Here is a 14,361-nt window from a genome sequence, read left to right on the forward strand (position 1 = left end):
GTATTAAAGGCTTTAGCCTTTAATACTTATTTCACTAAAGATGAAATCTCTTTAAAACAAGGATTCTTTGCATCAAGTGTAAGTTCAAATAAAATTGACTCATATGTTGTTGGAATAACTCCAGCTTGAATCAATCTTTTTATAGCAAATTTTGTATCATTTTCTTTTCTTGAGCTACAACAATCAGTAACTAAAACTACTTTAAACCCATTTTCAAGTAAATCAATACAAGTTTGAAGTACACAAACATGAGTTTCAATACCTGCAACAATTACTACTTTTTTATTTGCATTTTTTATAGCTTTCATTGTTTCATCATTTTGACAACAAGAAAATGTAGTTTTTTCATAAGATGAATAAGTTTCAACTAACTCTTTTAAAGAAGGAATTGTTTCACCTATACCTTTTTTATACTGTTCATTTACAATAAAAGGAACATTTAAAACTTTCAAACCTTTTACTAAAGTAAGAAGATTTTTTTCTAAAATTTCTTTATTTCCTATATGTGGGAAAAGTCTTTCTTGTACATCAACTAAACAAAAAAGTGCATCTTCAACTCTTATTCTCATTTTTCTCTCCTTAAGTTAAAATGTAAAGATTATTTTACATAAAATCTTTGTGTTTTAACTTATTTAAGATACTTAATTAAAATATATGTACTTGGATAAACAACATCTCCTGATAATTCACTAATACTCATAGAATAAAAGAAAAGTTTTATTTTCATATTTTTATCTTGAGCTACAAATGTCAAATCATCATTATTATATTTTACACTTTTTGATTCATTTGTATCAGATTTTTTAAATTTATTTATAAAATCTGACATATCAAATTCACTAAAATTCAAATTATCTTTTGTAGGAATTTTGATTGTATATTTACTATTTTCATGAAAAATTGTCAAAGTATTTCTATTCATTACATCATAGCCACCAGATACATCTATTATATCTGTTGTATTGTTACTGTAAATGTATATATTATCGTTTTGATATGCAGTTTGATTTTTGCCACATTCCCAATTTGATAAATATTTGAATCCTAATTTTTCCGTAGCATAGTTTGGAAAACTATAATATCTATTTGAATATTCTTTATCTTTTATATATTTATATTTATCATAAATATTTGGCATTGCTTGATTTAGAAATTCTATATTACGATGTGTATATAATGAATCAATAGCGCTAGAAATATCACATCTAATAGTTTTATCTGTTTTATTTGATAACACACTATTTTGTGAAAGTAGTTGAGTTAATCTATTTAGTTGAGCTATGTCATTTACATAATAGCTATTCATTTTATAGCCATATTGACTTATAAATAGCATTAAAGCAAAAGCTAGAAAAATATAATCATATCTATACTTTTTGTAAATTAATATATATACAAATGCTCCAACTAACCAAATTGCAGTTAACACAATCATATATCTGTTTGTACTCCAACCATATTGTGCTATTCTCATATAAATAGCTACAAAAAGTAAAGATAGTTGAATAAGAGCTACAAAGATTAAAAGTTTTTTATATCTATTTTCATAAGGTGTCCAAAATATATAAGTAAGTAGAGAAAAAATAGCAAATGTAAGTGATAACCAAACAACTACACCATTTGGCCACTCTTGAAGAAATAGTATTTTGATAATATAACCTAATAAAATCAAAGAGTATATTACAACTATTGTTGTTAAAATGTATTTACTAAAAAAGTTTCCTATTTTATTGTAAAAAGTTAAGTTTAACTCTGAAGCTTGTGGATTTTTATTAAGCGATAATAAAAAATAGTGTGTACAAAAAACACCAAAAACAATAATCGCTAAATATTGAGCATATATAAATTTTTCTATTTTCAAATCAAATAATATAACAATTGAAGTAATTGCAATATACAAAGATACGAATAAAATAATTCCGAAAATAGAACTTATTACAATTGATTCTATAATATTTATAGCCCAATTCAAAAACCTTTGATTATCTTTTTGTTCATTGTGAAATGGAATATATAAAAGTAATGATATACAAATAGCTATTATACAAAGATAGTTTGAAAAGAAAATAACAGTTGAATAATCTTCATTAAAAGGTAAATAATAAAAATATAAACCTGTTAAAAATAAAGAAACAGCCAATAAAATCTTTTTTTTCTTACTAAAATATGCAACTAATGTTAGTAAAAATCCAACTGATGAAGCATAAATTATATTTATAAGATAGATATATTCTTTAGAACCATAGTAAAAATTTTTATCTACTAATATGATAGAAGCAATAGAAAATAAAAAGATAAAAAATGAAGAAAACTTGTACTCTAGTGCAGAGCCTAAAAGTTTTTTTAAAAAATTTAAAATAATAGTATTTAAGCTCATGACAAATCCTGTATTTAGTTAAGTTTTATTTAAAAGCTACTTTTTCTGCTTTTTCTAACAACTCTTTTGCACCTTGATCTATAAAGATTTGAGCTAGATTTTGTCCAATAGTTTCATAATCTTCAATATCTGCAGTTATATCTTCACTTATATATTCACTACCATCTGGCATACCAACTATTGCTTGAACTCTTATTGAATTTTCATCTAAAATAGTAGCTTTTACACCAATTGGAACTTGACAACCACCTTGTAAAGTATCAACAAAACTTCTTTCCACTGTTGATTCAATGTGGGCATTGTTATCGTTTAAAACTTTTAGTATTTCTAATACTTTTGGGTCATTTGTTGTTTCAATTCCTAGTGTTGCTTGTCCCATTGATGGAATCATAATATCAGTTGAAATTGGAGAGAAATATTTTACTTCATTTTCAATTCCAAGTTTTTGAATACCTGTTGCTGCAAGTATTATTGCATCATATTCACCTGCATTTAGTTTTGCAATTCTTGTATTGATATTTCCTCTTAAGTCTTTAAGTTCAATATCTGGTCTTAAAATTTTTAATGCCATTCTTCTTCTTAAACTTGTTGTTCCAACTATTGCACCTTTTGGTAACTCTTCTAATGAAGTATATTTATTACTTAAAAAAGCATCTCTTGGGTCAAATCTTTTAGTAACAGCAGCAAGCATTAAACCATCTTCAAATTGAGTTGGTACATCTTTTAAAGAGTGAACTGCAAGATGAGCACTTCCTTCAAGCATTGCAACTTCAAGTTCTTTTGTAAAAAGTCCTTTTCCTCCGATTTTTGCCAAAGGAACATCTAAAATTTTATCCCCTTTTGTTACAAACTCTTGAAGTTCTATTTGCATATTTGGATAATGTTCTAAAAGTCTTGATTTTACATATTCACTTTGCCAAAGTGCAAGTTGGCTTCTTCTTGTTGCTATTACTAATTTTTCCATGTTATCCTCTTAGATTTATTTTTTCCCTAATGTTTTATAAAGTTCTCTAGTTGTATCTTTTACACCATTTACAAAAATTGTTGGTGTTCCTGTTACCATAACTTCTTCACCCATTGACATATCTTTTGAAAGTTTTTCATTTATATCTTTTGAAGCAATTTCTTCAAGTTTTATATTTGTTTTTAACTCTTTGTTAAAAGCTTCAAGAATTTTTTTCTCATCATTTTCTTTAGGAGAAAAATATGTTTCCCAATCAGTTTTATAAGCTTTTAATTCAATATCTTTTACACCTTTATTTTTTGCAACTTCAATAATCTTTGATAAAGCCTCAGAAGCCGGATGAATTTGAACTAGAGGAAAAGCATAATAATATAAAGCAATACTATCACTATTTTTATTTACATAATTTATAACTTCAGGGATATATTCCATACAAAATGGGCAAAGTGGATCAGAAAAAACTACTATTTTATCTTTTGCATTATGATTCCCTGCAATTAATTTTGTTTTGTCATAATAGTTTGAAGTTAGATTTGGAGTTACTAAATCTTTTAAAGATTTTCCAGTTTTTGCATCAATTAAATCTAAAGCAATATAATCACCATTACTAAATAAAATATCTTTTACTTTTAAAGATTTTTCTTGAACAATTGCTTCAACATCTAAAATATAACCATTCCAACCAGCAAGAGGTAAATCTTTTTTTGTATTAACTTTTACATCTTTTACTTTTACATTTGGATTTTGAGCAACTCTTTTTTTCTCAAAATCTACAACTGTACTATCATTTGCAAATAAAGATGCACTTAAAATAACGCTTAGGGATAATATTTTTGAAAAATTCATTTTAATTCCTTATAAAATTTTTAATAGTTTATCTATTTTTATTTAATCGAAAGTTAATATTTTAACTTCTTGTTTTTACTGTAATTTTTTTGATATCAAATAGTTCTTTGGCTTTATCAACCATTTTTGAGTTTAAAATATCATTTATTTGTAACTCTTTTTGAGAAGGTGTTATAACTGAACTTTTTGTCATATCAGCAACACAACCAGAACCTAATTCTATATCTTCAATCATTGAAGAAGTCTCTTCAACATTTTCACTAACTAGAGGTTTTTCTTCTAGTATGGTGGCTTCTTCCTTTTTGAAATCTAATTCAACATTTGAACCGAAAATATCTTGTGCAAAAGCTTTTATAAGCCCAAAGTATTTAAATAAAAGTTTTCTATCTTCATCTTGTGCATAAGAAATTATATGTAATTTATCATCACTAAAACCATTGAATATAAAGTTTTTTTCAAAACATTCACCTAAAGAGTAATCTCTATCGTAAACTTTTGCAGTTAGTTGATTGTATAAATCTAAAAATTTATCAGATTCATCTTCTAATGGAATTATTTCAACTTCTTGTGTTGGGTTAAAAGATACTTCACTTTCAAAAGAGATATGTTCAATTTCTAGTTCTTTTATTTCTTCAATTTTTTCTTCTTTTTGATTTTCAATTGGTTTTGTTATTGGTAATTCATCAAATGGTGTTGAATAATTTATAGTCTCTATTGAATTTGTAATTCCTAAATCTATAATATTATTTGTTTGAATTAGAACTTCATCTAAAGCAGTTACTTCTTCTATTTTTGTCTCTTCTTCAACAATTAAAGTATTTACTTTTTCTTTAATTACTTCTTTTTGTGGTATTTCAGGATTTTTAACCAAACTACTTTCAATTATAGGAGTAGTTTTTTCACTAATCAACTCTTTTTTAGGTTCTATTTTTTCAACTTGATTTATAATATCATCAATTGTTCTTAGATTTGTAGCTTCAATCATTTTCATAAAAGTTAAAATAAGAACAAAAGTACCATCACTATTTATTGCAAGTAATTGTTTTGCATCACTTAAAATTCTAAAGAATCTATCAAATAAAAGTAAATCAAATTTATTATCACGAGATAACATTTTATCTTTTAAATAGATTGTCATTTCATCACAAATTTGCGAAACTTCATAAACTTCTAACTCTTTAACTAATTTTGTAATATCTTCTTTATTTAAAATCATAGAGAAAATATTATCCATCATTTTAGGATCAATTAATCCTAACATATCAACAACACTTGTTGTGTTTACTTTTCCTTTTGAAAAAATTATAGCTTGGTCTAAAAGAGTTAATGTATCTCTTAAACTTCCTTGACCACTTCTTGCTAAAATTTCTAAAGCATTTTGTTCAAAATCAATATTTTCTTTATTTAAAATGTATGAAAGATGATGAACTACATCACTTTGAGCAATTTTATTAAATCTAAAATGCTGAGTTCTACTTAAAATTGTTGCTGGAAGTTTTAATGGATCTGTTGTCGCAAGTATAAACTTTACAAATCCTGGAGGTTCTTCTAAAGTTTTTAATAAAGCATTAAAAGCTTGAGTTGTAAGCATATGAACTTCATCGATTATAAAGACTTTAAATCGTGCAGAACTTGGTTTATATTTAGTATGTTCAATCAAATCTTTAATGTCATCAATTCCTCTGTTACTTGCAGCATCCATTTCTATAATATCAAGATGTTTAGATGCATTTGCACTTTTACAATTATCACAAATATCACAAGGTTTACTTGTTGGTCCTTGTGAACATAATAAAGCTTTTGCCATTATTCTTGCTGTTGAAGTTTTTCCACTTCCTCTAAGACCTGAAAAAAGGTAAGCATGTGATAATCTATTTGAATCAAGAGCTAAAGATAGAGTTTGTGAAATTGTACTTTGTCCTATTAAATCTTCAAATCTTTTTGGTCTATATTTTAGGGCTAAAACTCTATCTTCTAAAATTTCTTTATTCATATTTCACACTTCCTAACTTCAATATTTTTATTTTCTAAAATGTTTTCTATCATATCTAAATTTATCAATCCTGTATGTAAAACAGTTACTTTTAAATCACCAATATTTTTATGACCTTTTTCTTCACTTAAAGATAAAAGTCTTTTAGCTATTGCATCACCTGTTTGGATTAAAGTTATATCTTCTCCCATTATCTTTTTTATAGTTTGACTAATCAAAGGATAGTGAGTACAACCAAGAACTATTGTATCAACATTTGCTTCTTTCATTGGAATTAACCACTCTTCTAACATTTTGTAAGTAGTTAAAGTATTTATTTCGCCTTTTTCTATTTGCATTGCCAAACCAGGGCAAGCTTGTTCGAAAAGATTTACTTTTTTGATAGAAGATAATTCATTTACTAATAATTGATATTTATCACTTTTTAAAGTTGAAGGTGTTGCTAAAATACCTATATTAGAACTTTTTGTATTTAAAATAGCTGGTTTTATACCTGGCTCTGTTCCTATTACAATCAAAGATGAGAAATTATCTCTTAAGTGTTTTATTGCTGCACTTGTTGCAGTATTACAAGCAACAATTAAGGCATCTATTTTATACTCTTTTAAAAGGTAGTTTGTAATATCTTCACATCTTTTTAAAATAAGAGCACTATCTTTTTCTCCATAAGGAGCATAAGCAGTATCAGCGATATAAAAAATTTCAGCATTTTTTAAAACTTTTAAAATAGATTTTAGAACAGTTAAACCGCCAAGTCCAGAATCAAATACTCCAACTTTCAACTTAAGCCTTATAGAAAATTTAGAAAGAATTATATCAAAAAAGATATAACTACAATGTTAAAATTGTGTAAAAATTTGAAAGCTAAAAATCATTTTTGGAAGGAAAATAAAGATTTGTTTTAGCTTTCAAAATAGTAAAAAATAGGTGAGGAAAATATTAAGAGGTAGGTATGTAATGTAGACTACCTAAGGCTTTTAAACCTTAAGTATAAATTTTGTTTGTATCACACAATACCTTGTTCAATCATAGCATCTGCTACTCTTCTAAATCCAGCGATATTTGCTCCTAATACAAAGTTTGTTGGTTGTCCAAACTCTGCTGCTGTTGTACTAACTGATTCAAAAATATTTCTCATAATTTGTTCAAGTTTTGCATCAACTTCTTCAAAAGTCCAAGAAACCATAGAAGCATTTTGAGCCATCTCAAGTTGACTAGTTGCTACTCCACCAGCATTTGCAGCTTTTCCTGGTCCATAAGCAATTTTTTGTTCAACGAAGAAATCAACTGCTTCATTTGTAGAAGGCATATTTGCACCTTCACTAACACATTTACAACCATTTTTGATTAATTCTTTTGCATCTTCAAGGTTTAATTCATTTTGTGTTGCACTAGGGAATGCTGCATAACACGGAATTGACCAAATTGCATTTCTACCTTTTGGATATTCTGTAACTGGAGTATATTTAGCATTTTTTCTATATTTTACATATTCAGATAATCTTGCTCTTTGATTTTCTTTTAAATCTTTTAATAAATTTAAATCAATACCTTCTTCATCTAAGATCATACCAGCAGAATCACTACAAGCAATTGGTAATGCACCCATATGATATAATTTTTCAATAGTGTATATAGCAACATTTCCAGAACCAGAAACTACACATCTTTTATCTTTTAAAGTTTCACCTTTTGCTTCAAGCATATTTTTAGCAAAATATACACAACCGTAACCTGTTGCTTCAGTTCTAGCTAGTGAACCACCCCATTTTAAAGATTTTCCTGTAAAAGTTCCATCATATCTATTTGCAAGTTTTTTATACATTCCAAACATATAACCAATTTCTCTTCCCCCAACTCCAATATCTCCTGCTGGAACATCTGTTGTTGCACCGATGTGTCTAAATAATTCACTCATAAATGCTTGACAGAATTTCATGATTTCTCTATCACTTTTTCCTTTAGGGTCGAAGTCACTTCCACCTTTTCCTCCACCAATTTGAAGACCTGTTAGTGCATTTTTAAAGATTTGTTCAAATCCTAAGAATTTGATAATTCCAGTGTTTACACTTGGATGAAATCTTAATCCACCTTTGTATGGTCCTAAAGTAGAACTAAACTCTATTCTATAACCTTTATTTACTTGAATTTCTCCACTATCATCAACCCAAGCTACTCTAAATAAGATTTGTCTTTCTGGTTCAACTAATCTATCTAAAATTTTATTTTCTTTATAAATTGGGTATTTTTCAAATAGTGGTTCAAGTGAGTGTAAAACTTCTTCTGTTGCTTGATGAAATTCCTCTTGTCCAGGACTTGTTCTTTTTAAATAATCTAAAAGTTCGTCTATGTATGTCATGTATTTTCCTTCCTTGAATCAAATTTGGATAGGAATTATATCAAAAGTTGTATATATTTTATATACTTTTTATATAAAATATACACATATCGTAAAAAATTTACTTTTTTTCTACATCTTTAAGTAGATTATAAGAATATTATTCGTTCATAGAAGCAAAAAACTCTTCATTGTCTTTTGTTTTTTGCATTTTTGAATATAAGAATTTAAGTGCTTCAACTTCATCCATTTGTGAAATTGCATTTCTTAAAATCCAAGTTTTTTGTAAAATATCAGGAGTAAGTAATAATTCTTCTTTTCTAGTACCTGATTTAATAATATCAAGAGCAGGATAAACTCTTTTATTTGCTGCATTTCTACTTAGAACTACTTCACTATTTCCTGTTCCTTTGAACTCTTCAAAAATAACTTCATCCATTTTTGAACCAGTTTCAATTAAAGCTGTTGAAATAATAGTTAAACTTCCACCCTCTTCAATATTTCTAGCTGCTCCAAAAAATCTTTTTGGTTTATGTAAAGCATTTGCATCAACTCCACCTGAAAGAACTTTTCCAGAAGATGGTGTTACAGTATTATAAGCTCTTGCTAATCTTGTAATAGAGTCAAGTAAAATTACAACATCTTTTTTCATTTCAACTAGTCTTTTTGCTTTTTCAATAACAATTTCAGCAACTCTTACGTGATTTTGTGCAGGTAAATCAAATGTTGAGCTATAAACTTCACCTTTTACACTTCTTTGCATGTCTGTAACTTCTTCAGGTCTTTCATCAATTAAAAGTACCATTAATGTAACTTCAGGATGATTTCTACTGATTGCATGTGCTAATTCTTTTAAAAGTTCTGTTTTACCGGTTTTTGGAGGTGCAACTATAAGTCCTCTTTGTCCTTTTCCCATTGGTGCAAAAAGATCAAGCATTCTACCTGTCATTTTTTGTGAGTCATATTCAAAATTAAATCGTGATGTTGAGTAAAGAGGAGTTAAATTGTCAAATAGAGGTCTGTTTTTTGATTCTTTTACTGGAAGATAATTTATAGCTTCAATTTTGAGTAATGCGTTATATTTTTCACTCTCTTTATTTGGAGGCCTAACTTGTCCTGAGACAATATCTCCTGTTCTTAATGCAAATTTTCTAATTTGTGTAGCACTCACATAAGAATCATTTGATGTATCAGAGAAATTCCCATCTATTGCTCTTAAAAATCCAAATCCACCTTCTTTGATCTCTAAAATACCAGTAAATAAAATAAATCCACCAGCATCAATTTGAGATTTTAATATCATAAACATTAAATCTTGTCTTTTTAATTCTTGAGGATTTTCAACATCTAATTCATTTGCTATATCAATAAGAACTTCCAAAGGTAATTCTCTTAGTTGCTCTATTTTATAACCTTCAACAGGAATATGAGTTCTTGTCTTTTTTACATTTTTTACTTTTGTTTCTTCTTTAGACTCTTCCATGAGTATGTTTGCCTTTAGTATTACATAAATATTATGTAGTTTTGTAGTTTTTGTAGTTTTTAAAGTGTGGTGTAATTTTAGTGTTTATTTAAAAAATTGTCAAGAAAATAAAAAAAGGGTATCAAATTTGATACCCTTTTTGACAATAAATTTAAACTATTATAATTTACCTTCGTTTTTAGCAAGATAATCAGCAACACCATCTTTGTTTGCTTTCATACCTTCATCACCTTTTTGCCAACCAGCTGGACAAACTTCACCATATTCATTAGTAAATAACATAGCATCAACCATTCTAATCATTTCATCTACGTTTCTTCCTAATGGTAAATCATTGATAACTGCATGTCTTATTGTTCCATCTTTATCAATTAAGAAAGATCCTCTTAGTGCAACTGATTCACCAAATAGTACATCGTAGTCTTTTGAAATTTGTTTATTTAAATCAGCTACCATTGGGAATTTTACTCTTCCAATTCCACCATTTTCAACTGCTGTTTCTCTCCATGCAAAGTGTGAGAATTGAGAATCAACTGAACAACCAATTACATTGATTCCTCTTGCTTTAAACTCATCTGTTCTTTTTGAAAAAGCAATAATTTCTGATGGACAAACAAATGTAAAGTCTAAAGGCCAAAAGAATAAAATTGCACCTTTCTCACCAATGTTTTCATATAAGTTAAAATTTTCTACAATTTGACCATCCGCAAGTACAGCTGTTGCTGTGAAATCTGGAGCTTTTTTTGTTACTAACATTTTTAATCCTTTTTTTTTAATTTAATTTTTGTAGTGTAATTGTACAACAAAACTTTTAACAAAAAACTTTAGATTTGCTTAAATTTTGAAATTTATGAAAAATATTATTTTATGATAATTTTTATCCAATATAAAATATTTTAAAGATATTTTTATATATACTGTGCTAAAGTTTTTAAAAATTAAATAATATAGGAGATATACAATGGCAGTAAAAATTACTGATATCTGTATTAGCTGTGATGCTTGTTTAGATGAGTGTCCAGTAGAAGCGATTGTTGATAATGATGATAATCCCACTGGAGAAGATACATATTATGTATACGCTGATAAATGTGTTGAGTGTGTAGGTCATAATGATGCACCAGCATGTGCAGATGCTTGTCCAACTGAAGGGTGTATAGTATGGGATGAAGCAGGTTCTGGTTCTATTGAAAAAGAAGATAGAGGAACTCCTGGAACTCCTGTTGTTGAATAATAAATTTTAATAATTTTCAATCTATTTTAAAAGGCGAGTATTCATTTACTTGCCTTTTTTTATTTTTTTGGGTATAATCCGCGACTTAAAAAAAATTGAGGAATATAAACGATGGAACAAACATTATCAATCATCAAACCAGATGCAGTTGCAAAAAATGTAGTTGGTAAAATCTTAGACAGATTTGAATCAGCTGGATTAAAAATAGCAGCAACAAAAAAATTACAATTAAGCCAAGCAGATGCTGAAGCTTTTTACGCAGTTCACGCAGCTAGACCTTTTTTCAAAGATTTAGTTGAGTTCATGATTTCAGGACCTGTTGTAGTTTCAGTTTTAGAAGGTGAAAATGCAATGGCAAAAAATAGAGAATTAATGGGTGCAACAAATCCTAAAGAAGCAGCAGCTGGAACAATTAGAGCAGATTTCGCTGATTCAATCGATGCAAATGCAGTTCATGGATCTGATTCATTAGAAAATGCAAAAAATGAAATAGCTTTTTTCTTTGCACAAAGAGAAATTTGTTAATCATCTAATATAAGGATAACTTTTATAATGAAAATTGAATTTAAAAAAGTACCTCAAACTGCAAAAGAATTGTTAACTCAATTCAATTCAGTAGAAATTGAAGGTATTTTTTGTAGAATTTCATCATCATTAGTAAAAGTTGAGGCAGTATTAAAAGGTAATACTGCGATAGATTGCTGTAGATGTGGCGTTTCAGAAATAGTTGAAGTTAATGAAGAACTTAGATTACTATTGAGTGATGGAATTTACAAAGGCAATGAAGAAGAATTTTTAGTAATAGAAATTGAAAATAGTTTAATTGACTTTGATGAGATTATTGAAAGTGAATTAAATAGCATAAAAAGCGATTATTATATTTGTAAAAATTGTTTACAGAATAGTGATAATTTTGAAAAAGAATTTTAAGGAGAATTAAAATGGCAGTACCAAAGAGAAGAGTATCTCATACAAGATCAGCAAAAAGAAGAACTCATTATAAAATTACGTTAAAAAAACCAGTAAAAGATAGTGATGGTTCTTGGAAAATGCCTCATATGGTTAATCCAAACACTGGTGAATATAAAAACTAATGTTAAGAATAGCAATAGATGCAATGGGTGGGGACTTTGGTCCTGAGCCTATAATTGAGGGTTTAGTTTTAGCTCTCAGAAAAAACAATAACTTTACCGCAATAGCAGTTGGAAATAAAGAACAACTTCTTCCTCTTATCCCACAAGGTTTATTACCAAGAATTGAAATCCTAGATACAAATGATGTTATTAGTATGCATGATAATGCAACAGATGCATTAAAAAGAAAAGATTCAACAATTTATAAAGCAATAGAATTAGTTAGAGAAGGAAATGCTGACGCAGTTGTTTCTGCTGGACATTCTGGTGCTTCTATGTCTTTAGCGACATTAAGAATAGGAAGAATCAAAGGTGTTTCTAGACCTGCAATTGCAACATTGATGCCAACAAGTGAAAATCAAAATACTTTAGTTTTAGATGTTGGGGCAAATGTTGATAGTGATGCAAAAAACTTATTTGAATTTGCAGTTATGGGACAAGTTTATGCTCAATATGCATTAAGACTTGATGAACCTATAGTTGGTCTTTTAAGTAATGGCGAAGAAGATAGTAAAGGTAATGAAGTTACAAAAGAAGCTTATAAGTTATTATCTAAACTTCCAGGTTTTGCAGGAAATGTTGAAGGTAGTGATATCTTCAAAGGAACTGTTGATGTTGTTGTTTGTGATGGTTTTATAGGTAATATTTTACTTAAGACTGCAGAAGGTGTTGCAGATACAATAGGTAAAATTATTAAAAAGAATTTAAAAAGATCTCTAATCTCAATTGCAGGTGCAGTTCTTATGAGAAAAGTATTTAAAAACTTGAAAGTAAGAGTTGATTATGCAGAATATGGTGGAGCTCCATTACTTGGAGTAAAAGCACCTGTTATTATATCTCATGGAAAATCGAATTCAAAAGCAATTCAAAATGCAATATTTCAAGCAATTAATGCTGCGAGTTCAAATTTAGATAGTATAATAGAACAAAGATTAGTAGAATACAGTAATAAAATAGATTAATTACTGTAATAATAAGGATATGTCTAATGATTTATGCAGCTTTTAGGTCTATTGGAGCGTATATTCCTCCAAAGATTATGTCAAATGCAGATTTTGAAAAAATAATTGATACTAGTGATGAATGGATAACAAAAAGAACAGGTATTAAAGAAAGAAGAATTGCAAATGAAGGTGAAGCTTCGTCAGATTTAGGTGCACGAGCAGGAGAACTTGCTATTGAAAGAGCAGCGATTTCTAAAGAAGAAATTGATTTAGTAATTTGTGCAACTGTAACTCCTGATTTTTTGTGTATGCCTTCAACAGCTTGTTTAATCGCTGCAAAACTAGGACTTTCTAATGTTATGGCTTTTGATGTAAGTGCAGCTTGTACAGGATTTGTATATGCACTTAATGTTGCAAAAGCATTTATTGAATCTGGAATGAAAAAAAATGTACTTATTGTTGGTGCAGAAAAATATAGCGCAATTTTAGATTATACTGATAGAACAACTTGTTTTCTATTTGGTGATGGAGCTGGTGCAGCTATAATTTCTGCAACAAATGATAAAAGTGAATCAATTATAGATATCAATTGCTCTAGCGATGGAAACTATGAAGATTTAATTAAAACTCCTGGTGGAGGAAGTAAAAATCCTTGTAGTCAAGAAGTTTTAGAAAATAAAATGGCATGTATAAAAATGAAAGGAAATGAAACTTTCAAACTTGCAGTTAAAACATTAACTTCTGATGTAAAAACAATGCTTGAAAAACACAATCTTACAAATGAAGATATAAATCATTTTATTCCTCATCAAGCAAATTATAGAATTATAAAAGCAGTTGGTGAAGCTTTAGATTTAAGTGATGAAAAAACTGTAGTTACTGTTGATAAATATGGAAATACTTCAGCTGCTTCAATTCCTATGGCCATGAACTACGCTTTTGAACAAGGTAAAATAAAAGCTGGAGACACAATACTTTTTGATGCCTTTGGTGGTGGATTAACTTGGGGTAGTGCTTTATTTAAATTTGCTCCAATTAAAAGATGAAAA

The 14,361-nt window shown here is 28.1% G+C and carries 15 protein-coding genes; 6 read left to right on the plus strand and 9 right to left on the minus strand.

Annotated elements, in window-relative coordinates:
- Positions 1-26 precede the first annotated feature (26 nt).
- The 9 genes from CKV87_RS01405 to CKV87_RS01445 all read right to left on the minus strand — a co-directional run bounded on the left by CKV87_RS01405 (position 27) and on the right by CKV87_RS01445 (position 10,757).
- A complete protein-coding gene (locus tag CKV87_RS01405; protein WP_012012135.1) occupies positions 27-569 on the minus strand; it encodes a hydrolase in 543 nt (180 codons plus the stop codon).
- 59 nt (positions 570-628) lie between these two features.
- On the minus strand, positions 629-2,377 hold the full coding sequence (locus CKV87_RS01410) for a DUF4153 domain-containing protein (RefSeq protein WP_012012136.1): 1,749 nt from the start codon (positions 2,375-2,377) through the stop codon (positions 629-631).
- A 25-nt stretch (positions 2,378-2,402) separates the two neighbouring features.
- Positions 2,403-3,341: a hydroxymethylbilane synthase gene (hemC, locus tag CKV87_RS01415; protein WP_012012137.1), complete on the minus strand. Its 939-nt coding sequence runs from the start codon at positions 3,339-3,341 to the stop codon at positions 2,403-2,405.
- 15 nt (positions 3,342-3,356) lie between these two features.
- Positions 3,357-4,187 (minus strand): DsbA family protein, encoded by an 831-nt coding sequence (locus CKV87_RS01420; RefSeq protein WP_004510340.1) that lies wholly within the window; start codon positions 4,185-4,187, stop codon positions 3,357-3,359.
- Between the two features lie 61 nt (positions 4,188-4,248).
- On the minus strand, positions 4,249-6,180 hold the full coding sequence (locus CKV87_RS01425) for a DNA polymerase III subunit gamma/tau (RefSeq protein ID WP_012012138.1): 1,932 nt from the start codon (positions 6,178-6,180) through the stop codon (positions 4,249-4,251).
- Positions 6,177-6,962 carry a glutamate racemase gene (gene murI / locus CKV87_RS01430; RefSeq protein ID WP_012012139.1) on the minus strand — a complete coding sequence of 262 codons (786 nt, stop codon included), beginning with the start codon at positions 6,960-6,962 and terminating at the stop codon, positions 6,177-6,179. The genes CKV87_RS01425 and murI overlap by 4 nt, the downstream gene beginning before the upstream one ends.
- Positions 6,963-7,186: 224 nt before the next feature.
- On the minus strand, positions 7,187-8,539 hold the full coding sequence (gene gdhA / locus CKV87_RS01435) for an NADP-specific glutamate dehydrogenase (RefSeq protein WP_004510343.1): 1,353 nt from the start codon (positions 8,537-8,539) through the stop codon (positions 7,187-7,189).
- Between the two features lie 139 nt (positions 8,540-8,678).
- Positions 8,679-10,001 carry a transcription termination factor Rho gene (rho, locus tag CKV87_RS01440; RefSeq protein ID WP_004510344.1) on the minus strand — a complete coding sequence of 441 codons (1,323 nt, stop codon included), beginning with the start codon at positions 9,999-10,001 and terminating at the stop codon, positions 8,679-8,681.
- A 159-nt stretch (positions 10,002-10,160) separates the two neighbouring features.
- Positions 10,161-10,757: a peroxiredoxin gene (locus CKV87_RS01445; RefSeq protein ID WP_004510345.1), complete on the minus strand. Its 597-nt coding sequence runs from the start codon at positions 10,755-10,757 to the stop codon at positions 10,161-10,163.
- A 205-nt stretch (positions 10,758-10,962) separates the two neighbouring features.
- Between CKV87_RS01445 and CKV87_RS01450 the strand changes: the two genes are divergently transcribed.
- The 6 genes from CKV87_RS01450 to CKV87_RS01475 all read left to right on the plus strand — a co-directional run bounded on the left by CKV87_RS01450 (position 10,963) and on the right by CKV87_RS01475 (position 14,358).
- Positions 10,963-11,235 (plus strand): NADH-quinone oxidoreductase subunit I, encoded by a 273-nt coding sequence (locus CKV87_RS01450; RefSeq protein ID WP_004510346.1) that lies wholly within the window; start codon positions 10,963-10,965, stop codon positions 11,233-11,235.
- Between the two features lie 111 nt (positions 11,236-11,346).
- Complete coding sequence (gene ndk / locus CKV87_RS01455) at positions 11,347-11,760, plus strand: nucleoside-diphosphate kinase (protein ID WP_004510347.1); 414 nt, start codon at positions 11,347-11,349, stop codon at positions 11,758-11,760.
- A gap of 27 nt (positions 11,761-11,787) precedes the next feature.
- Positions 11,788-12,165 carry a hypothetical protein gene (locus CKV87_RS01460; RefSeq protein WP_004510348.1) on the plus strand — a complete coding sequence of 126 codons (378 nt, stop codon included), beginning with the start codon at positions 11,788-11,790 and terminating at the stop codon, positions 12,163-12,165.
- 11 nt (positions 12,166-12,176) lie between these two features.
- A complete protein-coding gene (rpmF, locus tag CKV87_RS01465) occupies positions 12,177-12,329 on the plus strand; it encodes a 50S ribosomal protein L32 (protein WP_004510349.1) in 153 nt (50 codons plus the stop codon).
- Positions 12,329-13,330: a phosphate acyltransferase PlsX gene (plsX, locus tag CKV87_RS01470; RefSeq protein WP_004510350.1), complete on the plus strand. Its 1,002-nt coding sequence runs from the start codon at positions 12,329-12,331 to the stop codon at positions 13,328-13,330. Before rpmF ends, plsX begins: the two co-directional genes overlap by 1 nt.
- 26 nt (positions 13,331-13,356) lie before the next feature.
- Positions 13,357-14,358, plus strand: a complete 1,002-nt coding sequence (locus CKV87_RS01475) for a beta-ketoacyl-ACP synthase III (protein ID WP_012012140.1) — start codon at positions 13,357-13,359, stop codon at positions 14,356-14,358.
- Positions 14,359-14,361 lie beyond the last annotated feature (3 nt).

The organism is Aliarcobacter butzleri (assembly GCF_900187115.1).
GTDB classification, from domain to species: Bacteria; Campylobacterota; Campylobacteria; order Campylobacterales; family Arcobacteraceae; genus Aliarcobacter; species Aliarcobacter butzleri.

Excerpts from the sequence above, each read along its gene's own strand:
- CKV87_RS01405 (WP_012012135.1), bottom strand. The coding sequence starts at position 569 with ATGAGAATAAGAGTTGAAGATGCACTTTTTTGTTTAGTTGATGTACAA.
- CKV87_RS01410 (WP_012012136.1), bottom strand. The coding sequence starts at position 2,377 with ATGAGCTTAAATACTATTATTTTAAATTTTTTAAAAAAACTTTTAGGC.
- hemC (WP_012012137.1), bottom strand. The coding sequence starts at position 3,341 with ATGGAAAAATTAGTAATAGCAACAAGAAGAAGCCAACTTGCACTTTGG.
- CKV87_RS01420 (WP_004510340.1), bottom strand. The coding sequence starts at position 4,187 with ATGAATTTTTCAAAAATATTATCCCTAAGCGTTATTTTAAGTGCATCT.
- CKV87_RS01425 (WP_012012138.1), bottom strand. The coding sequence starts at position 6,180 with ATGAATAAAGAAATTTTAGAAGATAGAGTTTTAGCCCTAAAATATAGA.
- gdhA (WP_004510343.1), bottom strand. The coding sequence starts at position 8,539 with ATGACATACATAGACGAACTTTTAGATTATTTAAAAAGAACAAGTCCT.
- rho (WP_004510344.1), bottom strand. The coding sequence starts at position 10,001 with ATGGAAGAGTCTAAAGAAGAAACAAAAGTAAAAAATGTAAAAAAGACA.
- CKV87_RS01445 (WP_004510345.1), bottom strand. The coding sequence starts at position 10,757 with ATGTTAGTAACAAAAAAAGCTCCAGATTTCACAGCAACAGCTGTACTT.
- CKV87_RS01450 (WP_004510346.1), top strand. The coding sequence starts at position 10,963 with ATGGCAGTAAAAATTACTGATATCTGTATTAGCTGTGATGCTTGTTTA.
- ndk (WP_004510347.1), top strand. The coding sequence starts at position 11,347 with ATGGAACAAACATTATCAATCATCAAACCAGATGCAGTTGCAAAAAAT.
- CKV87_RS01460 (WP_004510348.1), top strand. The coding sequence starts at position 11,788 with ATGAAAATTGAATTTAAAAAAGTACCTCAAACTGCAAAAGAATTGTTA.
- rpmF (WP_004510349.1), top strand. The coding sequence starts at position 12,177 with ATGGCAGTACCAAAGAGAAGAGTATCTCATACAAGATCAGCAAAAAGA.
- plsX (WP_004510350.1), top strand. The coding sequence starts at position 12,329 with ATGTTAAGAATAGCAATAGATGCAATGGGTGGGGACTTTGGTCCTGAG.
- CKV87_RS01475 (WP_012012140.1), top strand. The coding sequence starts at position 13,357 with ATGATTTATGCAGCTTTTAGGTCTATTGGAGCGTATATTCCTCCAAAG.